This window comes from Thermanaerosceptrum fracticalcis (assembly GCF_000746025.2).
Lineage (GTDB): Bacteria > Bacillota > Peptococcia > DRI-13 > DRI-13 > Thermanaerosceptrum > Thermanaerosceptrum fracticalcis.
Genome location: NZ_CP045798.1, coordinates 875825 through 898933 on the forward strand (window position 1 = coordinate 875825; position 23109 = coordinate 898933).

A 23109-nucleotide genomic window follows, 5' to 3' on the forward strand; every position below is an offset into this window, starting at 1 on the left:
CTATCACCTATTTTCCGGTAAGATATACGTCTCTGGATTTATCCTGTAGATAAAGGAAATGATAACCGGGAAGACTCCCTGGTTTTTCCCACAGGTCATACCCTTTTTGCACGCAGGACGGGCAGGCATTGTAAGGAATAGATAAGCCCCAGATTTTATAGTTTTTACCTGAATGCTTGGCCGCCTGGGAGGAAACTGTGTAAAGTCCAGGGCAGTCGGGGCAGTATTCTACCGTCTCTGTTTGGTGTTCATGGATCTGGTCCGTGTCATAATAAATGCTGCGCTGTCTTACGTATTTTTTGTCAGGTCCAAACAGTTGCTCTTTATCAGGTCTCTTCCCGGCCAGCTTACTTTGCCAGTATTGAATAATCTTATCTACATAGCGGTCAACTTCCTGGGATTGTGCTAATTGGCCGGAATGACAGCCCGGTTCTTTCACCCAGCTGAAATCTTCCTGGGCCAGGGCCAAAAGAATGCCCAGATTAACGTAGGGAAGGGCCGTTTCTATGGCATAACCGCCTTCCAGCACAGCCAGATGGGGCTTAAGTTCTGCCGTGAGCTGGGCATAACCCTGGGCGCTCACTTTCATATTGGCTAAAGGGTCAGTAAAATGGTTGTCCTGCCCGGCCGAGTTGATGATGATTTCCGGCTGAAAAGCCTCCAGGGCCGGTTTGATAATTTCCCGCCATACTTTTAAAAGACCTTTGTCACCTGTACCGGGCGGTAAGGGGATATTGATGGTTGTGAGATAAGCCCCCGGCCCCCCGGCTTCTTCCACAAAACCGGAACCGGGATAAAGTGTCCTGCCGTCCTGGTGAAAAGAGATAAACAGAACATCGGGGTCATGGTAGAAGATGTCCTGGGTCCCATCGCCGTGGTGAACATCAGTATCAACGATGGCTACCTTCTTTATTTTGTATTTCGTGCGCAGATATCCAACGAGAATGGCCTCGTTATTAATATTGCAAAAGCCGCGGTTGCCGTGAACCACACGCATGGCATGATGACCAGGCGGCCGCACCAGGGCAAAGCCGTTATGGATTTCTCCGCTCATCAAGGCATCGGCTAATTTAAGGGTGCTGCCGGCAGAAATCAGGTGAGCCGTAGTGGTTTGGCTCTTTATATCGGGTACGCAGAAATGGACTCTTTGAATATCGATTTCTTCGGCCAGGCGGGGTTTGTATTCTATAATTTTGGGATGATCAATGATGCCTTCCTCAAAAATTTGGTCTCTGGTATAAAGGAGACGCTCTTCTCTTTCCGGGTGGGTGGGGGAAATAGCCCAGTCAAAGGCCGGGAAAAATATCAGACCTGTTTTCTCCATCTTTCTATGCCCCCTTTACCTTTCCCAGGATACCGGGAGGAGTTTGCAGCCCTATCTGATATATTTTCCCTCTTGTCCGCCACTCCCGGACAATATTAAACCCTTCCTCATAGAGGGTCTCCACCCGCTCCAGCTCATGGTTTTGCCAGTCCCCTTTCATTTCTTTCAGCAAGCTTAAGGCAAATGCTCTGGCTTCGTCCAAAGTACGTAAGGGATGTTCCAGCGTCCCTTGTTTTCCCCCTATACTGGTATAAAAAACCAGGTTTTCCGTATCCGCTACAAAGTCCAGGTTTAAGGTGGTACAGGCCAAAGCCGCGCCTATGGCGTTGGCGATTTTGGCATAGGTGGGGACAATTACTTGCCACTCTCTCTTTTTTGCCCATAACTGCCCTATGCCTTCGGCAGGGCCGCCCAGGCAAATTAGAGTACGGGGCCTGGCGCTTTTTTCGGCCATCACCTGCCACACTCTATAGGCCGGTTCTTCTTCCCAGGTTGTATACATCTGTGTTAATGCTTCTTCCAGCAGTGAAATCAGGAGGTCCAGGGCTCTTTCCGCCGTTTCCCGGGGTGAAAGCTCCAAACGGTTTGCTAAGTCATGAAGAAATGGTGCGATGGTTTCTTTTTGGCCTAAAGAGCTGTAGCCCAGATATACCAAAATATCCGTTAGCGTCAGTTCAGGCCCGCCCAAACAAAGGGCAGGTCCTTTTCTTTGGCCAAAAGCCAGCTGCCGGTTGTTTTCAACTAGAGGGGTATCTCCGCCAATAGGAAGAGAAGCCACGGCCAGAGCACGCACAGGAGTGGGAAAACCACCGATGGTGGCTCCTTTTGAGGAAAGCAAAGGAGTTCCTTTGAGAACAAGAGCCAGGTCCGTGGTGGTTCCCCCCATGTCCATCACCACACTGGTGATGTCCGGGGAAGTGCAGGCCATGCCCCCTAAGGTACTGGCGGCAGGGCCTGAGAAAATAGCTTCTAAGGGATATTTGCGGGAGAGGTCCAGAGGTATGGTGCCCCCGTCAGCTTTCATGATGTAGACCGGACTTTTTAACCCTATTCGTTCCAGGGTATGGGAGATGTGGCTGAGAAAATGATGACAGGCCTCTTCCACAGCCAGGGTATAATAGGTGGCATTGATGCGGCGCACCCAGTTTAAGAGGCCGCTGGTTTCGAAACTTGCTTTCACCTTTAAGTCAGGATATTTATGCTGTAAATGCCGAACAACTTGTTTTTCCAGGGTGTTATTCCGCTGGCTGAATTTACAGGTCACTACTATCCTCTTTAAACCCCTGGAGAGCAGGTAGCCGGCGGCTTCCTCTACTTCTTTCAGATCTATAGGTTCAATGATCCGGCCCCGGTAATCGATGGCACCTTTAAGGACCACAAATTCACCCGGCAGGGACAGGTGGTAGGGGTTGGCGCCCGGCCCGGGGAGAAGCAGTAGACCTGCAGGTTCATATTTTTTCTGCGCCAGAAGATTAGTGATCAGGGTAGTGCTTAGGACCAGGCGTTCTATTGTCTTCTGAGCGGTATGCTCCAGCAAATGATTTAACACTTCCTGGATGGAGCGGGTTAAATCTTCTTTCGTTCTAACCTTTACCCATTCTTTCACTGTGAAGTTGTCCAGTAAGACACCATCCGTAAAAGTACCGCCCACGTCGATACCTATGAGCATAGGTTATCCCCCCTCGAGATATATCGACCCTTATTTGGCCGCTATGTTTCTTTGTTCCTTGTTGAGTTTCTGCTGTAACTGGTAGAGATAGTTTAAAGCTTCCAGTGGCGTTAAATTCAGTACATTAGTCTTTACAAGAGTATCCAGCACTTCCCTTTCCATTGGAGACAACTCAGGTTGGGGTAGGGGATCATCCTGGGAAAGAGTATTCTCTTGCTCGAGTATTTGCCTGTTAAAGTTGTCATGTTCCAGGAGTTTTAAAATTTGTTTGGCCCGTTGGATCACGGAATCGGGCAGGCCCGCCAAACGGCCCACCTGGATGCCATAGCTTTTATCGGCTGCTCCCGGCATGATCTGGTGCAGGAAAATAATCTCTTCTCCCCGTTCTCTGACGGCTACGGAGAGATTGTGGACCGAGGGCTCCATATTGGCTAACTGGGTAAGTTCATGGTAATGGGTGGCAAATAGAGTTTTGGCGGCAACCTTTTGCACCAGGTGTTCGCTGACGGCCCAGGCCATGCTGAGCCCGTCATAGGTACTGGTTCCCCGGCCCACTTCGTCCAGGATGACCAGGCTATGCCGGGTAGCGTGGCTCAGGATATTGGCCACTTCATTCATTTCTACCATAAAGGTACTTTGACCGCTGCTCAGGTCATCACTGGCTCCTACCCGGGCAAAGACCCTGTCCCGTAAAGAGAATACGGCCTTTTTAGCAGGTACGAAACTGCCAATTTGACCTAAAATAACGGCTAAGGCCACACTGCGGCAATAAGTGCTTTTTCCACCCATATTAGGTCCGGTGATAATATAGAGATTTACGGCTTCCGGCATGTGCAGGTTGTTGGGAATATACAGCGTATCTTTTAGTACTTTTTCCACAACGGGATGGCGCAGTTCCTCGAATTCCAGGTGATTTTTTTCTTTTTCCAGGAGAAGGGGCCGCCCATAACCGTTCTGTACGGCAACCTCGGCCAGGGATTGTAAAGCATCGATGTGGGCCAGGATTTCTGCCGTATTTTGAATCCTGCCTGCCGAATTACCAATCTCCTTTAAGAGATTATGATAACACTCCTCTTCCAGGGCTAAAAGTCTTTCTTCTGCACCCAGCACCTGGTTTTCCAGGTTTTTTAGTTCTTCGGTAATATATCTTTCGCCGTTGGCCAAAGTCTGCTTGCGCTGAAAATAGCCGGGGACGGAGGCTAAATTGGCTTTGGTGACTTCAAAATAGTAACCGAATACTTTATTGAACCCCACTTTTAAAGATTTTATCCCTGTTTTTTCTTTTTCTTCCGTTTCTAAACGGGCAATCCATTCTTTACCATTGGTACTGACTTCTCTAAGCTGGTCAATGGTAGGATTGTAACCGGATTTAATAACGCCCCCCTCTTTCAGGTTGTAAGGCGGGTTCTCCTCCAGGGCTTTCTCCAGTAAAGCATAAACATCTTCCAGGGTGTCAAAAGATTTCAGCAAAGTATTGAGCAGATGGGACCCTGCAAAGGAGTGGAGAATATTTTTAAGCTGGGGCAGGACGGACAATGACTGCCTGAAAGAGAGTAATTCTTTGGGATTGGCTCTCCCGTAGAGAATGCGTGTGAGCAATCTTTCCAAATCATATACTTCAGCGAGAGCGGAACGGATAGCTTGTCTCTTCGCCCAGTCTTGGCTCAAGGCTTCTACTGCGCTAAGCCTTTCTTCCAGGACTTTCAGGTCTAAGAGCGGCCGTTCCAGCCAACGCTGCAGGAGACGTGAACCCAATGAGGTCTTGGTTTTGTCGATAATATCCAGGAGACTTCCTTTTTTGTCATGGAAGCGGATGGTACGGGTGATTTCCAGATTGCGAAAGGTAGTGGCATCCAGGGTCATGTAATTTTGCAGGCTGACATATTTTAGCTCCTTAATTTGGCGAGGGGGGGCTTTTTGTGTTTCAGTTAGATACTGGAGGATGGCCCCTGCCGCACAGACAGCCGGTGCATAATCGCTGCCTGCAAAAGTACGAAGGGAATCCGGGGGAAAATGTTCTCTTAATGTTTTATGGGCCAGATGGTATGCAAAGGCTTTGGGGTCATAGTATGTAAGTAAGGGCTTTTCCTGATTGGCAAAGAGATGCACCGGGTTAAAAGCTGCCCCGGCGGGCACCAGGACTTCCGCCGGTTTAAGACGGGTTAACTCATCCTTGAGGGTTTTTAACTGATCAGTTCCCGTGAACTGGCTAACCCAAAAGTCACCCGTTGATGTTTCGCAAACAGCCAGTCCCAAACCTGCCTCATTCCCGGTAATGCTGGCTAAATAGTTGCTGGCAGGTACTGTTAAGGAAAGATTGTCCAGGGCTGTACCGGGGGTAATAATGCGCACAACCTCACGCCTGACAATTCCTTTAGCTTCTTTAGGGTCTTCTACCTGTTCACAAATCGCTACTTTAAAACCTTTCTGAATGAGCTTGGCCACATAGCTTTCGGCGGCGTGACAGGGTACGCCGCACATGGGGATGCGCTCCTTGAGGCCGGCATCCCGGCCCGTAAGGGTTATATTTAATTCCCGGGAAGCCAGTTCCGCATCGGGACCAAACATCTCATAAAAATCGCCTAAACGGTAAAAAAGTATAGTATCCGGCAGCTCTTGTTTAATGGTCTGATATTGTTTCATCATGGGTGTATTGCCTAACATAAATCCTCCTGCCTAATTGCCAATAGTTTCTTAATGAGGAAATTTTTCAATTGTTCCATACCATTATACCATAGGCTTGTTATGACTAGGGATGATCAATAAAAATAACGAAGGCGCACAGCCAAAGCTTGACGCGCCTTTTTAATGGTACAGCAAGGTATTAAATTACCTCAACTAATTCCCCTTTGAGAATCCAGGTTTGGGGAACTGTTATTTTTACGGGGACTAATTTTCCCGTGAGGCTTAAGGGACCGGGAAAAATAACGGTTTTATTTGTATCTGTTCTCCCGGTCAGCATCTCCGGGGAGGTCTTGCTTTCTCCTTCTACTAAAACCTCCATCACTTTACCTTTTAACTGCTGGTTTATCTCTAAGCTGATGCGGTTTTGTAATTTCATCAGCCGCTGTAAACGTGATTTTTTCACGCTTTCCGCAATTTGTTCCGGCATTTTGGCGGCCGGTGTCCCCGTGCGGGGAGAGTAGATAAAAGTAAAGGCTGAATCAAAACGCACTTCCTCCACCAGCTTAAGGGTATCCTCAAAATCCTCTTCCGATTCACCGGGAAAACCAACGATTATATCGGTGGTAATACTGGCCTCGGGGAAAGTATTTTTAATTTTCCTGACCAAGGTTAAATATTCTTCTCTCGTATATCCTCTGTTCATCTTGCGGAGTATGTCATTACTACCTGCCTGTACGGGTAAATGAAAATGACGGGATACCTTATTTAACCCGGCAATAGTCGAAATCAATTCATCACTAAAATCCCGGGGATGTGAGGTCATATAGCGAATCCTGGCCAGTCCGGGTATGGCATTGACCTGTTGTAGTAATTCGGCAAAAGTGGTAGGCGGAGTCAAGTCCTTACCATAGGAGTTAACGTTTTGACCCAGGAGCATGACTTCTAGAACCCCGTCCTCGCTCATCGCACTAATCTCTTTAAGGATATGCTCGGGCAAACGGCTTTTTTCCCTACCCCTGACATAGGGAACAATACAGTAAGTACAAAAATTATTACAACCATAGGTAATATTCACTAAAGCTTTAAAAGGGAATTCTCTGTGACTGGGCAAGCCTTCCACTATTTCTTCCCGGTCAGGGAGGATATGGACCTGGGGAACTCGCAAATTCTTGATGCTTTGCACCAATTCCGGCAGTTCATGAATGTTATGGGTACCAAAAATAAGATCAACGTGAGGGGCCCGCCGGCGGATTTTTTCCACTATTTTTTCTTGCTGCACCATACAGCCGCAAATACCAATGATTAAATGGGGATTTTGGGACTTTAAGTCCTTCAATTCACCAATACGGCTTAATACTTTGTTTTCCGCTTTTTCCCTGACGCAGCAGGTATTAAAAAGGATGAGGTCCGCCTGGGTAGGTTCCTCCACCCTTTCATAACCAATTTCTCTTAGAAGGCCGGCAATAGTTTCAGAATCTCTTTCATTAGCCTGACAGCCAAAAGTGACAAGATGATATTTCATTGTACCCTGTCTCCGTTCCGTGTCTTTTTTCTTAGTATACCCAGAAGGGCTAGTTACAGGAAATCATATCTTAGTTTTTTAGTCAATACTTTCCCTCTTTCAATCCCACAAAAAATGGCCCCAAGGGGGCCTTAAGAGGGAAGGAGATTAGGTCTGATTCAATTTTATCACAAGTATTCACATAATATAACTGCTATAGCAAAATTTCTGTAATTTTGCAGCTAAAGAATTAGTAATAATTTAGCAACATTTGTTTGATCCGCGGCATAGCCTCTTGGGTAGCCTTGTAACCGCAGTCGACAATATAGTCAATTTTGGAAAGATCTTTGTGTTTTACGTTTTCGATTTCCGGAGAAATGATAATGTCGGCCGTGGCTAAACTGGGCCTGGTGATCTGGTAAATCATCAAGTCGATGGATTGAAGGGCTATTTCAATAATATTATCTACACCCGGTACAGGAGTACCACTGTAACCTAAATTAACGGCGATTACTTTCTTTGCCCCCATCAGGCGGATAATATCCACCGGCAGATTATCCCGGATACCCCCATCCACCAGTCGCATGTTGTTGATTATTTTCGGTTTAAAAATGCCCGGAATGGCGATACTGGCGCGGATGGCTTCGGAAAACCGATAATTATAGAGGTAGACGTAGTCGTTTGTGAGCAAAGTGCGCAGGGGATGGGAACAGAACGTAACAATATGGGCGTTGTTAATATCTACGGCCGTAATGGCCAAGGGAATCTTGGCATCTTTCAGATAGGCGCCTTTGGTGAACTTATTGAAGAGATATTCTAAATGATCCCCCTTGATTAAACCACTGATGGTCGGGGTACCGTGGAAAAATAGATTAACCAAAGAAGCAAGGATGCCCGAGTAATCTATGTCAAAATAGCGGGAAGAAATCTCCTTGGCACATATTTTTATTTCCTCGGGGGAATAACCATAGGCATATAGTCCTGCTACAATTGAACCGGCACTGGTGCCGGAAACCATAGCCGGTTTGATTTTGGCTTCGTGGAGAGCTTTAAGCACGCCGATGTGGGCTGCTCCCCTCACGCCTCCTCCGGAAAGTACTAATCCCAGTGTCATAGTTTCCTCACCTTGAATTTGGGATACTACTACACTATATGATGGCAGTACCTGGATTGGTGAAAATACTATATACTAAATATTACCTGGGAAATGCTACCATGTTCTGTTTTCAAAGGGGATTTCCCAATAATTACTTTCCAGTGGCAGTATTACTGGGATATAACAAGGAGAAAATATATTCCAGGAGGTGAGGCTAAAATAATTAAGCTGTCTAAAAGGGTTATCGTTAGCGTGTTGATAGGTCTTTGGGTTATTTTCCCTTGTTCCTTAAGTTATGCCGTGCCAGACAAACATCATCAGGAAACCTGTTGTACGGAGGAGTTCAACGATATTTTACAGGCTGATCCATTTAATAGCAGCTCTGTGGTAGAAGAAGTCCAGAAAGCCCTGCTGATGACCGGCTTCTATTTCGGTGAAATCACAGGGAAATATGATGAGATGACTGTTAATGCGGTCAAAGCATTTCAGAAAGAAATGGGTCTTGCTGTAGATGGCATAGTAAGATACCATGTCTGGTTGAAGCTGGCCGGTGAAGCGGAAAAAGTGATGGCCAGGAAACCACTGCTACCCCCTCCCGCAGGTGAAGTCTCCATTGTTATTGATACATTTAAACGGAGATTGGTTGTTTTAAACAATGGGATACCCTATGCCCAGTTCCCTATCGCCATTGGTAAAGCGGAGACACCCTCCCCTATCGGAAATTGGAAAGTAACCAGTAAGGCGGTTAACTGGGGCACGGGTTTTGGTACAAGATGGATGGGTCTTAATGTGCCCTGGGGGGTTTACGGTATACACGGAACCAACAAACCGTGGAGTATCGGCTCCATGGCCAGCCATGGCTGTTTTCGCATGTGGAATAAAGATGTAGAAACAATTTATCCCTGGATTAAATATGGCACAAGTGTAACAGTGGTTGGTAATCCTTTTGGGTATATGTCCGGCGGTCTGAAAAGACTGAACCAGGGTGACAGCGGTTCCGATGTATGGTTTATCCAGGAGAAATTATGGCGGCGCGGCTTTTACCAGGGCAAACCAGACGGAAGATACGGTTATGGTACGGTAAAAGCGGTCATGGAGTTTCAGAAAAGCCATGGTTTGCCGGCAACGGGACAAGTTGGTTATAAGGAATATGAACTCCTGGGCATAAAATATTAAAGGGCGATTGTCTCGCCCTTTTTAAATTACCTGTTCAGCAATATTATCTTTGTTTTGGATGAGCACAAGCCGTTTATTAAGGACCTTGATTTGCTTAACTTCTGGATCTTCCGTACCTTGCAGTTCCGCCATTTCACTCCTGAGAACGTTGACATAATCAATGATATCCTGGGTGATTCTTTCCCCCGGGCAGATGATGGGAATCCCCGGCGGATAAGCCATAATCATTTCGGCACTGATCTCTCCTTCCGCCTCATTGAGGGGAAGTGTTTTGGTTTCGCTGTAAAAGGCCTGGCGGGGAGAAATAACTGCTTCGGGTATGGCAGGTAACGGTATAAAGTATTTTACTACATTCTTTAGTTTCTGGCTGTTGGCGATTTCCTCCAGGGCTTTAATCAAATGTCCCAGGGTGGTTTCATCATCGCCTATACTGACCAGTGCAATGATGTTAAACAGGTCCGATAATTCTAATTGAATGCGGTATTGTTTGCGGAGGATTTTTTCTACGTCATAACCGGATAAACCGAGGGCGCGTACATTGACCACGATTTTCGTAGGATCAAGGGTGAAATCGCCAGGTTCACTGATTACCTCTGTCCCCATGACATAAAGACCGTCAATTTTACTGATTTGTTCCCGTGCCCAGAGTGCCAGGTCATAGGTTCTTTTTACCATTTCACGGCCATGCTGGGCCAGCTGTTTACGGGCAATGTCTAAAGAGGCTAAAAGGATATAGGACGGGCTTGTGGTTTGGGTAAGATTTAACACCGCTTTCACCTTTTTAGGATTAATTAACGAACCCTGGTGCAGCAAGATGGAACTTTGGGTCAAAGAACCCCCCAGTTTGTGTGTACTGCTGGCCGCAAGGTCTGCCCCCGCCTGCATGGCGGAAAGGGGCAGCTTGTCAGAGAATAACAAATGGGCGCCATGGGCCTCATCTACCACCACGGGTACATGATAAGCATGGGCTATATTGACAATGGCCTTGAGGTTGGAGGCAATACCATAATAAGTGGGATTAATTATAAAAACAGCTTTAGCGTCCGGGTGTCTTTCCAGAGCCTGGGCTACCGTTTCCGGTTTTACCCCCATGGCAATGCCCAGGTACTCATCTATCTCAGGTTCAATATAAATGGGTTCAGCCCCGCTCATAATGATGCCGCCGATTGCCGATTTGTGGGCGTTGCGGGGAATAATGATTTTATCACCAGGTTCGCAGACACTCATAATCATAGCCTGGATACCGCTGGTGGTACCATTTACGAGGAAAAAAGCATTGTCCGCCTCGTAAAGTTCGGCGGCCAGGGCCTGGGCCTCCTTGATGACACTGACGGGATTGCAGATATTATCTAAATCTTCCATGCAGGTCAAATCAATATTTAAACAGGTTTCTCCCAGGATGGACTGGAGTTCTCTATTGCCTCTTCCCTGTTTATGACCTGGTACATGAAAGGGAATTGTACCATCTTTGGCATATTTCATCAATGCCGTAAACAAAGGTGTTTGGTTTTGGTTAAAACGGTTTTGTTTCATTTTGAGATCACCTCTTTGCTCACAATGAAAAACAACACAATGAAAATATTTAAGCACATTTTTAGGTGAAATACAAGAAATTTATGCAAAATATCGAATAAAAATATTTTATTTACCTGCCAATATTCGTGATTATACAAAAAATAAAAGCCCTGCAGGGCTTTTAGTGGTGGTGGTCACAGCTTATTTCTTCTTTCACTACCTGATTCCTTTTATCCAGTTTATCTAAGAGCAGTACAAGAAATAGTATTTGGAAGAAGAAAACGAGCAAGATAAAAAACCACATATCTCTCTGCCTCCTGTTCTTTTTCATGACATATATTCTCTCTATTTAAGGAAATTCCTTTTCTCTGCATTGAATTAATTAGCTTAATAAATACTAGTAATAGATAAAGTATACGAGGTGTTTAGCGGGATGACAAAGAAACCCTTCACATTTAATCTGCGCCTGTATAAAGACATTGGCATTGATTTAGGTACTGCCAATACCCTGGTTTTTATGAAAGGAAAAGGAATTATTATAAAAGAACCCTCTGTGGTAGCCGTAAATGCCCAGACGGGAGAATTACTGGCAGTGGGCAATGAGGCCAAAGAGATGATTGGCAGGACACCAACCAATATCATGGCCATTCGTCCCCTCAAAGATGGTGTTATTGCCGATTTTAACATTACCAGGCTGATGCTCAAATATTTCATAACAAAAGCCCTTAAAGGCATGGGAATGGTAAAACCCAGAGTTCTCGTAGGTATTCCTCTCGGCATTACCCAGGTGGAGAAAAGAGCAGTATTGGAAGCAGCCCAGCAGGCAGGAGCCAAAGAAGCCTATCTCATAGAGGAACCAGTGGCTGCCGCCATAGGCGCGGGTTTGCCGGTAGAAGAACCCCGGGGAAGCATGGTCGTAGATATTGGTGGTGGTACTACGGAAGTAGCCATCATCTCGCTGGGGGGGGTAGTCGTTGGCAAGTCCCTACGGGTGGGGGGTGATGAAATGAATCAAGCTATCATCCGTTATATGCGCAGGGCTTACAATTTGGATGTGGGTGACCGCACGGCCGAAAAAACAAAGATGGAAATAGGTTATGCCACTGATCCCCCCCTTTCCGAAGTCTATCTCGTAAAAGGAAGAAATTTGGCCACCGGTCTTCCCAACGGCATAGAGGTATCAGCCCGGGAAATTTCCGATGCCCTGGCCGAACCCATTAATGCCATTATTGAAGCTATCCGCAATACCCTGGAGAAAACTCCCCCGGAACTGGCAGCAGACATTATGGAATTGGGAATGACGTTAACCGGAGGCGGAGCCCTTTTGAAAAATATTGACAGGATAATTGCCCACGCCACCAATATGCCCGTTCATATTGCCGATGACCCCTTAGCCTGTGTAGCCAAGGGTACGGGAAGGGCACTGGAGGAAATCACACTCCTCCGCCGGCTGGCGGTAAGTTAATTAGGATAAGACCCTGGACAGGGCAAGAACAAGTGCTTCCATCTGGGGATGGGGCCCGATGGTTATTCTAAGCCAGTCGGGGAGACCGAAAGATGCGGTGTTTCGGACCAGGATGCCTTCATGTAAAAGCTTTTGCACAGCTAATGAGGCATCCTTTTTCCATTCCACCAGAATGAAATTAGCCTGGGAGGGCAAGACATTAAGACCGAGTGTGGTTAACTCTCCAGTGAGCCAGGTCCTTTCTTTTATCGTCTCTGTAATTACTTGTGCGGTGTAGGTTTCATCTTGAAGGGCAGCCAGTGCCGCACATTGGCCCAGGGTATTGACATTAAAAGGCTGACGAACTTTTTCCATAATCTTTATGTTCTCTTCCCGGCCAACGGCATAACCAACCCTTAGTGAAGCTAAAGCGAATACTTTAGAAAAGGTTCGTAAAACCATTAAATTGGGAAACGCTTTGATAAGGTCCCGGGAACTGGGAAAATGGGGGTCAGCCGCATAATGGCAGTAAGCTTCATCGAGGATAATAAGAATATCCTTGGGAATACTCTCTAAAAAAGTTTTTAATTCTTCATGGGTAAAAGACGTTCCTGTGGGATTGTTGGGATTGCAGAGAAAAACCAGCTTGGTTTTCTCTGAAACGAAATTGGCTAGCTCCGTAAGGTCAAACCGCAAAGCAGGCTGGTTAATTAAAAGAGGTTTAGCACCTGCAATCGTCACGGCAGTCTCATACTCGCTAAAAGTGGGCGTTGGTATGATTACCTCGTCCCCGGGATTAAGGAAAGCGAGGGCAGTCATTAATATTAACTCATCTGCCCCGTTTCCCAGAATAAAGTTGGAAATCTTCAAGTCCCAGAGGGCAGCTAATGCTTCTTTCAATTGGAACGCCATACCGTCGGGATATAAGTGCAGCAAATTCAAGGCATCTTGTAATACTTTTTGAACTCGCGGAGAGGGTCCCCACAGGCTTTCATTGGCCGAGAGTTTAATTATCTTTTTCCCTATTTCTTGTTCCAGTTGTTCCAGGGATTTGCCGGGATTGTAAGGGGTAAGATGGGTAATGCTTTTACGCATGGCACAGCCTCCTAATAATCGCCTACTTATTTAAATGAAATTTTACCACATCTTCTCCCAGCAAGCCATAAAAAAGGTATGGCGCAAACCATACCTTCACTTCTTAATCTTTTGTATGCCATTGACATCGATATAATAATTATCTTTGTAAATCAGTCCCGAGATGGGGACAATACTGTAACCCTGGTTGTGCAAATACTGGATAATGGACTCCAGGGCCTGGGGAGTATTGGTGCCGTCATTGTGAAAAAGCACAATGGCTCCCGGGTGTATCCTTTTTGTCACCCTTTCGATGATCTGGTTTGCCGTCAGGTTCTGCCAGTCTAAGGAATCTACGCTCCACTGGATGGGCACCATGTTCAGTTCGCGGGCAATGGTGATAACACGGTTGTTATAAGCGCCGAAGGGTGGTCGAAAAAGATAGGGTTTTTGAGCGGTGATTTCAGTTACCAACCTGGCATTGTCTAAGAGTTCTTGTCTTATTTTTTCGTCGTTTAAATCAGTAAGTTTAGGGTGATTGGCTGAGTGCAGCCCGATTTCATGGCCTGCTACTGCAATTTCCTTGGCTAAATCGGGATACTGCTTGAGCCAGATGTTAGTTAAAAAGAAGGTGGTTTTTAAGTTATACTTTGCTAATATGCTCAATAGTTGGGGAGTGCGTGTGTTTCCCCAGGTAGCATCAAAAGATATGGCAACTTTTTTGTCTTGCATGTCAACAGCATAAATAGGATGCAGTTTTACACTGGGAACCAGGACGCTGACTACCTCTTCAGCCGTATTTTTGAGGGATGTATGAAAAATCCCTAGAGTGGTAATGACGATTATCAGAACCAGAAACACCTGGGCAAGACGACGCCTCGAAAAGACCAGCACAGATATATGAATCCCCTCCTTCCTCTCTTTAACACATATTTATTTCTAAACTACATCTTCTATACCTGATTTATTTATGTACCTACAGAACAAAAGCACGTACGTACACTAAAGTAATTGTTGTGCTTTTGTTCTTTCAAAGGGAACCCCTGCGTTCCCTATGACACTCCGTTGTTACCCTCCTCATTGAAAATAGGGGAATACCTTCCCCTATGACCCCTGAATTTCTTAGGAATATATAAATTCCTAAGAAATAAAAAGGCCGGTACTTTGTACCGGCCTTTAAGTCAGTCCACATGTATGATTATCTACAATGAATAATTGGGTGCTTCCTTAGTAATCTGGATATCATGGGGATGACTTTCTTTTAAACCTGCAGCAGTTTGCCTGATAAAACGGGCTTTCGTCTTTAATTCATGTATGTTTTTGCAGCCGGTGTAGCCCATACCGGCGCGAAGACCGCCAAGCAGCTGGAAAATTGTTTCCGCTGCCGGTCCTTTGTAGGGTACGCGACCCTCAACCCCTTCAGGTACAAGCTTAGGAATGTTTTCCTGGAAATAACGGTCACAGGAACCTTCCCGCATGGCCCCCAGGGAACCCATGCCACGATATACTTTGTAGCTTCTTCCTTGGTAGATTTCAATTTCTCCGGGACTTTCTTCCGTACCGGCTAAGAGACTGCCAATCATCACCACATCTGCCCCTGCCGCGATGGCCTTCGTAATATCACCCGAGTATTTTATGCCGCCGTCGGCGATGATGGGGATATTATATTTTTGCGCTTCTTGCGCACAATCATAAATGGCTGTTAACTGGGGAACGCCAATCCCTGCCACTACTCTGGTCGTGCAGATGGAACCCGGGCCGATCCCCACTTTGACGGCACTGGCCCCCGCCTGGATCAAATCCCGCGTAGCCTCAGCCGTAGCCACATTACCGGCAATGATCTGGAGGTCGGGATAAATTTTTCGGAGTTCCTCCACAGTTTTTAAAACGCCTAGGGAATGTCCATGGGCTGTATCCACTACGATGACATCGACTTTGGCCTCAACCAGGGCTTTAACTCTAGCCATAGTGTCATAGGAAACACCTACTGCCGCCGCCACAAGTAAGCGGCTGTTTTCATCTTTGGCGGAATTAGGGTATTTTATGGCCTTTTCAATATCTTTAATAGTAATGAGGCCTTTCAAGTTATAATCTTCATCCACCAGGGGCAACTTTTCAATCTTATGTTTACGCAGTATTTCTTTGGCTTCTTCCAGGGTAGTGTCCACAGGCGCGGTAATCAGGTTGTCTTTCGTCATCACTTCGTCGATTTTGCGGGTGTAATCAGTTTCAAAACGCAGGTCCCTGTTGGTTAAAATCCCAATAAGCTTACGACCCTCTGTAATGGGAACACCTGAGATGTGGTAACGTTCCATGATTTCCAGGGCTTCGTAAATGGTGTGGTCTTTGCTCAAAAAAACAGGGTCTGTGATAATTCCGTGTTCCGATCTCTTTACTTTATCCACTTCCAGGGCCTGATCCTCAATGGACATATTTTTATGGATTACGCCGATTCCACCCTCCCGGGCCATGGCACGGGCCATCCTGGAGTCGGTTACCGTGTCCATTCCGGCACTCATAATGGGTATATTCAATTTGATTTTTGCAGTCAGATTTGTGGTAACATCAACATCCCTTGGCAGTACTTCCGATTTTGCCGGGACTAATAAAACATCATCAAAAGTTAACCCTTCCATTGAAAACTTTTCTGTGATCACTATTTTACCTCCTTGACCGTGCGTAACCGTCAGTATAATTGTATTATTGGCATTATATCACAAAAAAATTTTTTGTCATCGATTAGTTAATGAATTGTAATAAAAAAAGTATTGAAGTTAGTAAAAAAGAAAACATTAAAAAGAAAAAGCGAGGTCATGGAAGATGAGAAAGAAATACGATGAACCGTTCCAAAACAAAACTGTCCAGTATTTTGTAGAACCGGTTTATTCCGGTGATGCCCTTTACGGCATAGAAATGGAGGATGCCAGTATCAACCTGGATGTACCAGCCGCGGAAGAAGAGGAAACACCTGACCGGCTCGGTTAAAATTATAGCTATAGTAAAAAAAATAAACGGGTAGTAGCTAACTACACGTTTATTTTCCTTTAGGCTCTTTTTCGTCGGCAAAATAGTATTCAGCCTCAATGGCCTCAGGTTCCGATTTATTTACAAACCAGTTGAGCAGGAAAAAAATCACACCCAGGTCGTCGATCTGCCCTAAGAGGGGAATAACCGGGATCAGGTCAAGGGGCCAGACCAAATAACCCAGTCCCAGTAAAAGCACCAGCAGTTTACGTTCCCTGGAAATATGGGGATTTTTAAAAAGTGCCCAGCTTTTGCTCACTAAACGCGGCAGGTTCCAGATGGTGTGCCATTTATTCCTATGCTTGACCATTTGTGCCACCTTCCTGTTTTCATACCAAGTGAGAGGTATCGTTTAAAATCTCTACCACTGTCCGGTTCTTGTCGACACGCAGGATAGTCACCGCTGTATTGCCATGCTTATACTTCCACATGCTGCTCAAATGTTCGCCCTGAAGACCACATAAAATCGCGGCAATGGTTCCCCCGTGGGTAACCATGATTACCGTATCATCAGGATATTGTTGAGCAATGTCCTTTACCGCCTTTAAAGCCCGTTCCTGGACCATGGCAAAGGTTTCTCCCCCTGGTATCACCAGTTGGTCGGGAGTTTCTAACCAGGTCTTCAGAAGCTCCGGATAGTTTTTTTCCAGGTCACGATAAGTGAGTCCTTCCCAGACACCGAAATTGATTTCTCTGAGTTCCGGGAGAAGATTCACCGGCAGGCCGAAAGCTTCGGCGATGATTTGCGCCGTTTGCCAGGCGCGGCGCAGGTCGCTGCTGTATATAGCGGAAGGTTTTTCCGTACTTAACCTCTTTTGCAGAGCTTGGGCCTGGGCTATGCCCTCCTCACTCAGTTCAATATCAGTATGCCCCTGATAACGGAATTCATAATTCCAGATGGTAAGTCCATGACGGACAAAAATCAGCCGGCTAGGCATGTTTCCCTCCCATTTCCTGAGACCAAGTCATTAGATTTCTGATCAACTCCTCATTATGTTCCAGAGATTTTACGGCAATCCTGATATAGGATTCGCCCAGCAAGGGGTATGTATTACAGTTGCGAACCAGTATTCCTCTTTTTCCCAAATATTGTACCAGTTCCGTAGAAGTACTGCCATTGGTTAATTTGCAAAAAATGTAATTAGCCCGGGGATAAAAAGGCTTGAGGCCCGGTATTTTCTGCAGATCGTTATATAAAATTTTTTTTGCTTTTTGGATATAGTGAAAAGTCTTATCCATATACTCCCGGTCCTGTAAAGCTACGGTTCCCGCTATTTGGGCCAGAGCATTAACGTTCCAGGGATCTTTGACTCCTTCCAGCTCTGCGATTTTTTGGGGCTCACCAAGCAAAACACCTATTCTTAAACCAGGGAGAGCAAAAAATTTAGTCAGGGAATACAGGATGAAAAGCTGCGGGTGTTTGTCCAACTCTTCTACAAAAGAGAACTCCGGTTTGTTCTCTACAAAATCCATGAAGGACTCATCAAGTAACACATAAAATCCCCGTTCATGCGCTTTGGTAAGAATTTTGGCAAGGGCACTTTTACTGAAAAGCTGTCCGGTAGGATTATTGGGGTTACAGATAATCACCAGGTCCCCTTTTCCTGCTTCAGCCAGAAAATCATCATTTAGTATGGAAAAATCCTCCCCCTTTAAGGGGACCTGGACGATCTTCGCTTTAGAGGCCAGGGCAGCGTTGCTATATTCGGAAAAAGTAGGTACAGGAATAAATACTTTTTTAGGCAGCAAATCTTTCAGCAAAAGAAAAATCAGCTCGGAAGCGCCGTTGCCCACGAGAATATGTTCTTTACGTACTTCCAGGTAATGAGCAAGGACGGTTTTTAGCTGGACACAGTCAGGGTCTGGATAATTAGCGATTAAAGGCGCCAGATTCTTTTCTACAGCTTTTAAGACAGAAGTTGGGGGTCCCAGGGGATTGATGTTGGCACTAAAGTCAAGAAATTGGCTTCTCTGGTACTCCTGGGACGCTTTAAAAAGATTACCGCCGTGCTGACGATTGATTGTACCCATGTTAAGGATTGGCCTCCCCTGCTGCTTTAGTTCTTATTTCTTTAGCAAAGCCGCCGTTCACTAAGGAGAATTTTCCGCGCAGTTCAAGAAATGGAAAATGTTTCAGGATTTCCTCCGTCAAGCTATTGCTTAAGGGACTTTGAGACTTAGTAAAAATCCCGATGAGCGTACCGCTGTGGGCTGTATTCACCCCATAAGCCCCCATTTTCGTGGCCATTTCTATGATTTCTTCCAGATAGGGTTTATAAATGATGGTTTGATTGGCCAGAGCGCTCAACGATGCCCCTTCGCCAATCAGCTTTAAATTATTGCCCTTTAGCCCCTGTTTTACCAGGGAGTAAGCTTTACGGATAATGTGTTCCTTGTCCCGGTTTTTTTGCGGTAAGTCGGGACGTTTGTTAAAGGCAATGGTATCAATCTCTCCTCCGTAATCAAAAGCAATAATAGTCAGGTCTACCGAATTGCCCAAATGCTGGTAATACCTGCCTCTTACATGATCAAAGGCGACAATTCCTGGATAAAAAAGACCGTCGCTTGGTTCTATAGCTAAAGCAATCTCGCTGATGACATGGGGTGATAAGTAATGACCCAGGGCCAAAGCCGTAGCCTGGGCGGAAGCGGCAATATCCGCTGTACTGCTGGCCATCCCTTTGCCCACAGGGATATCACTCTCAATAATTATTTCCATGCCGGCGTTTACGTTCAGATATTCTAGAGTCAATTCCGACGCCCTTTGGGCTTTGTAACGATTTTCCGGGTAAATATTCACACCCGGTGAACCCTTGCGACAAGCTGTTACTTTGCTGTAGTAGTTAATGGGGCAGGTAATATGCATATTAATATCGTTAAATGTGCCCTGGACGATTTCACCACAGGTAGCCGGTGCAAATACGGTGGCCTGCATACTTTCACCTCCTATAATTTGCTGATCACAACACAGCCCAGTAAATAAAGGGTTTCTGTCATTTCATTGACAGCGCCGTAAGTATCTCCCGTGTGCCCCAGCAGTATCTTATTTATTTTATGAGCAATGAGATGGACAAAAAAAGCTGTCAGGACCAGAACCAGGTAAAGTTTAACAGGCAGCATAACTAAAGCGATGAAAACGCTGTATAAAGTGATGTGTATAAACTGCCTTTTAGATATGCTTTGCGAAAAATAAGAACCGAGGCCAGCCTTACGGGCATAGGGGAAAAAGGCAATGATATAAACCATGGCCCATCTTCCCATCAGGGGCATGATGAAAAGTATGGGGATGATGTTAAGGGTTGTCATTAACTCTAACAGTAACCCTATTTTTAATAATATTAAAATGAACAGTCCGATGACACTATTAGCTCCTACCCGGCTATCTTTCATGATTTCCAGCATGCGTTCCCGCTGTCTCCCGGAAAAAATGCCGTCACAGGTATCCATATAGCCGTCAAGATGCAGTCCTCCCGTGAGGATAACCTCGGCGGCAATTAAAAAAATAACTGTGGTAAAGGGTTGGAATAGTCTGGAGGCGACATAACCGATAAGGGCTAAGATACAGCCTAAAAAGAAGCCGACTAAGGGAAAATAAAAAGAAGATTTGCCAAAATTGTCCTCGGTGATGATCAGATCTTTTTTTATGGTTATCCTGGTGAGAAACTGCAGAGCGATTAGAAAATCATTCATCACATATAACACCTGCTTTAATATTCAATCCCTCTCCTGCTGGAGATTCCGGCCTGGTAGGGGTGTTTTACCGCTTCGAAAACCATTACCTTACCGGCAAGATCCACTAAATCCCGGGGGGCATTCCTTCCTGTACAAATTACCGTTAAAGGAGAAGGTATATGCGTAAAGGTTTCTCTGATCTCCTCTTGGGGGATGAAACCATAACGTACAGCATGATTAAATTCATCCAGTACCAGGAGTTGTGTGTGAGAATTTGTAATGATCTCTTTGGTAAAAGTCCAAGCCGTCTGGGCGTAGCCTTCTTTAGGATCCCTGTTTCGCCGGAAGCACTCGCCGCAGGAACGACACTTTAAAAAACCGCTTTTAATCATACTGCTCCAGGGGCAGCCATAACCAAACTGGTAGATTTCCAAATGGGGATAGTATAAGCGGGATGAGTACAGTTCTCCACTGTAAGTGCTGCCCTTTAAATATTGAATGATTTTCACTTTTTTACCCCGGACTGCGTATTTTAAAGCCAAACCCAGGGCTGCTGTTGTTTTACCCTTACCTGGACCAGTGTAAATGATAAGATTGGGAATTTTCATCTATGTTTGCTCAACTCCTGCGCCTTTTTCCTGAAACAGCCGCCAGGCTTTGATTAAATGATGCAGGGCTCTTCTGTTTCCCGCAAAATGCAGGTGAAGATAAGAAGCAAATACATTGCCTGCGGCATAACCGGCGTATACAGGTTCCTTTTTACGGGTGTAAGTAATGTAGAGCGGTCGGGCCTTATCATCGATTTCTAACATGGTGCTGTAATGAAATTCATGGCCCTTTAATTTGGTTCCCCTTTCCCCCAAAAGACAATCTGTCATTAAGGTTCCTTCCGCGTATCCCAGCATACTGAGGCGTTGATTCATTTGGCTTTTTCCGGGTATGATACCGGCCAGGGGGTAAAATGCGCCGGAAAAATCGATAACTCCCTCGGTAAGGTACATATAACCCCCACACTCTGCATAGATTGGTACACCCCTGATGCAGGCATTCCGCAGTTCTTGCAGCATAGCTTGGTTTGCAGAAAGCCTTGTCAGGAATACTTCGGGGTAGCCTCCACCTAAAATTATGCCGTGAATGTTGGGGGGCAGGGCTTTGTCTTGCAGAGGACTAAATTTCAGAATCTTGATACCATATGACTCCAGGAGATCAAAATTGTCCTGGTAGTAAAAATTGAAAGCATCATCATAGGCTACGGCAACCTGCAGATTATGGCCGGAAATAGCTTCGCCCACCGTAATTTCCGGTACATGGGGCAGGGGTGGTGCCCCATGGGCAATTTTTAGCAGGGTTTCCAAATCGAGATTACGGGCTATCCTGTCGGTTATCTGGGCTAAAACCTCTTTTACCGTACTGTCTTCCCCGGCAGGTACAAGGCCCAGGTGTCTTTCCGGCATTTTCAAGGCCACATCCTTTTCCAAAAAACCGATGACAGGAAGAGGACAGTACGTGTCTAAGGCATTCTGAATCATATCCAGGTGTCTGACCGAACCAACCCTGTTCAAGAAAACGCCGGCTATGTTTACCTCCGGGTCAAAGACTTTAAACCCTAAGACCATGGCAGCCACACTGGTAGCAGCACCATGGGCGTCCACAATTAAGATTACCGGGGCCTGCAGGAGTTTAGCTATGGCCGCAGTGCTGGCCAGGTGTTTTTCCCCTTTTACTCCGTCATAAAGGCCCATGACCCCTTCTACCAGGCTGAACTGAGCCTGGCTGGAGGCTTTTTTAAATAATTGCAGGATGGAGATGTCATCTACCATCCAGCCGTCCAGATTCCGTGAAGGAATGCCGGTAACCAGGGTATGGTAACCAGGGTCAATATAATCGGGGCCTACTTTATAGGCTTGCACACGCAGTCCATGTTTAGTAAGTGTTCCTAAAATGCCGGTGGTAATGGTAGTCTTGCCTACTCCGCTTTGGGTACCACCTATAACGAGACGCGGTAATCTCATACGCCCTCCTCATGACCCAGGGTTTATTTTATCAGGTAAAAAATCGCTGTAAAAACAACTGCCGCTAAAAGTGAAGTCCTATACATGATCTTGATGGTGTCCTGGATGTGTTCCGGCGCTATGGGGAGAAGACCCGGACCCAAGTGGTCCCTAAAGTGGGGCATACCGCCATAATAATTTAAGCCGCCCAGGCGTATCCCTAAACCGCCGGCTACTACTGCTTCAGGAATGCCGCTGTTGGGACTGGGGTGCAAGCAGGCCTCCTTTTTCCAGGAGTGTAGAGCCCTGGAGAAGTTGAGTCTAGGTGATAGCAACATCACCACGAGGAGAAAGAATCCCGTGAGGCGTGCGGGGATTAAATTGGCTGCGTCGTCGAGACGGGCCGCCGCCCGGCCGAAATAGAGATAACGCTCGTTTTTATATCCCAGCATGGAATCCATGGTATTGATAACACGGTAAGTCAGGGCTAAGGGCGCCCCTCCGAGAAAAGCATAAAATAAAGGGGCAATTACACCGTCTACAGTGTTTTCGGCAATGGTTTCAATGGCAGCCCGGGAGATCTCCCCTTCGTCCAGCTTATCCGTATCCCTGCCTACAATCCAACCCACCTTTTGCCTGGCCTCTAGGATTTTTCCCGCCTTAAGAAGGATGTAGATATCCCGGCCCGCCTGGGCTAAGCCTTTACTGGCTATGGTCGTGGCAATGAACCAGATTTCCACCAGGTCAGCCAAAAGAGGCTGTAATTGCCTTAACCAATTTAACAGCATAAAACTTAAGACAAAGATAAAGATGACCATACTGCCGGCTAAGACAGCGCCTCTGGTTATGGTCAGCATTTTATGTTCGGGCTTTTGGGGATACAAGAGCTTTTCCCCTGAATGAATGAGATGCCCCATGCCAATGACCGGATGGGGAATCTTCGGCGGGTCACCGATGATAAAGTCCAGTACCAGGGCGCATAAAGGATGGTACCACAT

The 23109-nt window shown here is 46.1% G+C and carries 21 protein-coding genes; 3 read left to right on the forward strand and 18 right to left on the reverse strand.

Annotated features, from left to right (window positions below):
- Positions 1-7: 7 nt before the first annotated feature.
- From BR63_RS04625 to BR63_RS04645, 5 genes are all read right to left on the reverse strand, one after another.
- A complete protein-coding gene (locus BR63_RS04625; RefSeq protein WP_034419884.1) occupies positions 8-1324 on the reverse strand; it encodes a histone deacetylase family protein in 1317 nt (438 codons plus the stop codon).
- A gap of 4 nt (positions 1325-1328) precedes the next feature.
- The gene (locus BR63_RS04630) at positions 1329-2993 is read right to left on the reverse strand and encodes a hydantoinase/oxoprolinase family protein (RefSeq protein WP_034419882.1); all 1665 of its coding nucleotides are present in this window, start codon (positions 2991-2993) and stop codon (positions 1329-1331) included.
- A 30-nt stretch (positions 2994-3023) separates the two neighbouring features.
- Positions 3024-5657: a DNA mismatch repair protein MutS gene (gene mutS / locus BR63_RS04635; RefSeq protein WP_034419881.1), complete on the reverse strand. Its 2634-nt coding sequence runs from the start codon at positions 5655-5657 to the stop codon at positions 3024-3026.
- A 160-nt stretch (positions 5658-5817) separates the two neighbouring features.
- Positions 5818-7140 (reverse strand): tRNA (N6-isopentenyl adenosine(37)-C2)-methylthiotransferase MiaB, encoded by a 1323-nt coding sequence (miaB, locus tag BR63_RS04640; protein WP_034419880.1) that lies wholly within the window; start codon positions 7138-7140, stop codon positions 5818-5820.
- 229 nt (positions 7141-7369) lie between these two features.
- On the reverse strand, positions 7370-8233 hold the full coding sequence (locus tag BR63_RS04645) for a patatin-like phospholipase family protein (protein WP_034419878.1): 864 nt from the start codon (positions 8231-8233) through the stop codon (positions 7370-7372).
- Between the two features lie 234 nt (positions 8234-8467).
- Here BR63_RS04645 and BR63_RS04650 point away from each other — a divergent pair, with 234 nt between their 5' ends.
- On the forward strand, positions 8468-9391 hold the full coding sequence (locus BR63_RS04650; RefSeq protein WP_051965377.1) for a L,D-transpeptidase family protein: 924 nt from the start codon (positions 8468-8470) through the stop codon (positions 9389-9391).
- A 21-nt stretch (positions 9392-9412) separates the two neighbouring features.
- Here the strand turns inward: BR63_RS04650 and BR63_RS04655 are convergent, their stop codons facing one another.
- On the reverse strand, positions 9413-10924 hold the full coding sequence (locus BR63_RS04655; RefSeq protein ID WP_034419875.1) for an aminotransferase class I/II-fold pyridoxal phosphate-dependent enzyme: 1512 nt from the start codon (positions 10922-10924) through the stop codon (positions 9413-9415).
- A 163-nt stretch (positions 10925-11087) separates the two neighbouring features.
- Positions 11088-11210: a hypothetical protein gene (locus BR63_RS19725; RefSeq protein ID WP_276568950.1), complete on the reverse strand. Its 123-nt coding sequence runs from the start codon at positions 11208-11210 to the stop codon at positions 11088-11090.
- A 129-nt stretch (positions 11211-11339) separates the two neighbouring features.
- Here BR63_RS19725 and BR63_RS04660 point away from each other — a divergent pair, with 129 nt between their 5' ends.
- Positions 11340-12371, forward strand: coding sequence for a rod shape-determining protein (locus tag BR63_RS04660; protein WP_051965376.1), 1032 nt, complete (start codon positions 11340-11342; stop codon positions 12369-12371).
- Here the strand turns inward: BR63_RS04660 and hisC are convergent, their stop codons facing one another.
- The 3 genes from hisC to guaB form a co-directional block, all read right to left on the reverse strand.
- The gene (hisC, locus tag BR63_RS04665; RefSeq protein WP_034419872.1) at positions 12372-13445 is read right to left on the reverse strand and encodes a histidinol-phosphate transaminase; all 1074 of its coding nucleotides are present in this window, start codon (positions 13443-13445) and stop codon (positions 12372-12374) included.
- A gap of 96 nt (positions 13446-13541) precedes the next feature.
- Complete coding sequence (locus tag BR63_RS04670) at positions 13542-14318, reverse strand: polysaccharide deacetylase family protein (RefSeq protein ID WP_051965375.1); 777 nt, start codon at positions 14316-14318, stop codon at positions 13542-13544.
- A 308-nt stretch (positions 14319-14626) separates the two neighbouring features.
- Positions 14627-16081: an IMP dehydrogenase gene (gene guaB / locus BR63_RS04675; protein WP_207724765.1), complete on the reverse strand. Its 1455-nt coding sequence runs from the start codon at positions 16079-16081 to the stop codon at positions 14627-14629.
- A gap of 163 nt (positions 16082-16244) precedes the next feature.
- Here guaB and BR63_RS04680 point away from each other — a divergent pair, with 163 nt between their 5' ends.
- Positions 16245-16409, forward strand: coding sequence for a DNA/RNA non-specific endonuclease (locus tag BR63_RS04680; protein ID WP_153801986.1), 165 nt, complete (start codon positions 16245-16247; stop codon positions 16407-16409).
- Between the two features lie 49 nt (positions 16410-16458).
- On the opposite strand, the gene BR63_RS04685 is transcribed toward BR63_RS04680, so the two are convergent.
- From BR63_RS04685 to cbiB, 8 genes are read right to left on the reverse strand one after another with little or no spacing between them, the layout of a single operon-like run.
- Positions 16459-16758 (reverse strand): DUF1232 domain-containing protein, encoded by a 300-nt coding sequence (locus tag BR63_RS04685; RefSeq protein WP_034419867.1) that lies wholly within the window; start codon positions 16756-16758, stop codon positions 16459-16461.
- A 19-nt stretch (positions 16759-16777) separates the two neighbouring features.
- Entirely contained in the window at positions 16778-17386 is a 609-nt protein-coding gene (gene cobC / locus BR63_RS04690) for an alpha-ribazole phosphatase (RefSeq protein WP_034419864.1), read from the reverse strand.
- Positions 17379-18479: a threonine-phosphate decarboxylase CobD gene (gene cobD / locus BR63_RS04695; protein ID WP_034419861.1), complete on the reverse strand. Its 1101-nt coding sequence runs from the start codon at positions 18477-18479 to the stop codon at positions 17379-17381. The genes cobC and cobD overlap by 8 nt, the downstream gene beginning before the upstream one ends.
- Position 18480: 1 nt before the next feature.
- Entirely contained in the window at positions 18481-19383 is a 903-nt protein-coding gene (locus BR63_RS04700) for a GHMP family kinase ATP-binding protein (protein WP_034419860.1), read from the reverse strand.
- Positions 19384-19394: 11 nt separating this feature from the next.
- A complete protein-coding gene (cobS, locus tag BR63_RS04705; protein WP_034419858.1) occupies positions 19395-20138 on the reverse strand; it encodes an adenosylcobinamide-GDP ribazoletransferase in 744 nt (247 codons plus the stop codon).
- Positions 20139-20155: 17 nt separating this feature from the next.
- Positions 20156-20728 carry a cob(I)yrinic acid a,c-diamide adenosyltransferase gene (locus tag BR63_RS04710; protein WP_034419856.1) on the reverse strand — a complete coding sequence of 191 codons (573 nt, stop codon included), beginning with the start codon at positions 20726-20728 and terminating at the stop codon, positions 20156-20158.
- Positions 20729-22132, reverse strand: coding sequence for a cobyrinic acid a,c-diamide synthase CobB (locus BR63_RS04715; protein ID WP_034419855.1), 1404 nt, complete (start codon positions 22130-22132; stop codon positions 20729-20731). It abuts the gene before it with no gap.
- Positions 22133-22155: 23 nt separating this feature from the next.
- On the reverse strand, positions 22156-23109 hold the full coding sequence (gene cbiB / locus BR63_RS04720) for an adenosylcobinamide-phosphate synthase CbiB (RefSeq protein WP_034419853.1): 954 nt from the start codon (positions 23107-23109) through the stop codon (positions 22156-22158).

Excerpts from the sequence above, each read along its gene's own strand:
- BR63_RS04645 (WP_034419878.1), bottom strand. The coding sequence starts at position 8,233 with ATGACACTGGGATTAGTACTTTCCGGAGGAGGCGTGAGGGGAGCAGCC.
- BR63_RS04685 (WP_034419867.1), bottom strand. The coding sequence starts at position 16,758 with ATGGTCAAGCATAGGAATAAATGGCACACCATCTGGAACCTGCCGCGT.
- cobC (WP_034419864.1), bottom strand. The coding sequence starts at position 17,386 with ATGCCTAGCCGGCTGATTTTTGTCCGTCATGGACTTACCATCTGGAAT.
- BR63_RS04700 (WP_034419860.1), bottom strand. The coding sequence starts at position 19,383 with ATGCAGGCCACCGTATTTGCACCGGCTACCTGTGGTGAAATCGTCCAG.
- BR63_RS04625 (WP_034419884.1), bottom strand. The coding sequence starts at position 1,324 with ATGGAGAAAACAGGTCTGATATTTTTCCCGGCCTTTGACTGGGCTATT.
- BR63_RS04680 (WP_153801986.1), top strand. The coding sequence starts at position 16,245 with ATGAGAAAGAAATACGATGAACCGTTCCAAAACAAAACTGTCCAGTAT.
- BR63_RS04715 (WP_034419855.1), bottom strand. The coding sequence starts at position 22,132 with ATGAGATTACCGCGTCTCGTTATAGGTGGTACCCAAAGCGGAGTAGGC.
- cbiB (WP_034419853.1), bottom strand. The coding sequence starts at position 23,109 with ATGTGGTACCATCCTTTATGCGCCCTGGTACTGGACTTTATCATCGGT.
- BR63_RS04710 (WP_034419856.1), bottom strand. The coding sequence starts at position 20,728 with ATGAAAATTCCCAATCTTATCATTTACACTGGTCCAGGTAAGGGTAAA.
- cobS (WP_034419858.1), bottom strand. The coding sequence starts at position 20,138 with ATGAATGATTTTCTAATCGCTCTGCAGTTTCTCACCAGGATAACCATA.
- cobD (WP_034419861.1), bottom strand. The coding sequence starts at position 18,479 with ATGGGTACAATCAATCGTCAGCACGGCGGTAATCTTTTTAAAGCGTCC.
- BR63_RS04660 (WP_051965376.1), top strand. The coding sequence starts at position 11,340 with ATGACAAAGAAACCCTTCACATTTAATCTGCGCCTGTATAAAGACATT.
- BR63_RS04655 (WP_034419875.1), bottom strand. The coding sequence starts at position 10,924 with ATGAAACAAAACCGTTTTAACCAAAACCAAACACCTTTGTTTACGGCA.
- BR63_RS04630 (WP_034419882.1), bottom strand. The coding sequence starts at position 2,993 with ATGCTCATAGGTATCGACGTGGGCGGTACTTTTACGGATGGTGTCTTA.
- mutS (WP_034419881.1), bottom strand. The coding sequence starts at position 5,657 with ATGTTAGGCAATACACCCATGATGAAACAATATCAGACCATTAAACAA.
- miaB (WP_034419880.1), bottom strand. The coding sequence starts at position 7,140 with ATGAAATATCATCTTGTCACTTTTGGCTGTCAGGCTAATGAAAGAGAT.
- BR63_RS19725 (WP_276568950.1), bottom strand. The coding sequence starts at position 11,210 with ATGTGGTTTTTTATCTTGCTCGTTTTCTTCTTCCAAATACTATTTCTT.
- hisC (WP_034419872.1), bottom strand. The coding sequence starts at position 13,445 with ATGCGTAAAAGCATTACCCATCTTACCCCTTACAATCCCGGCAAATCC.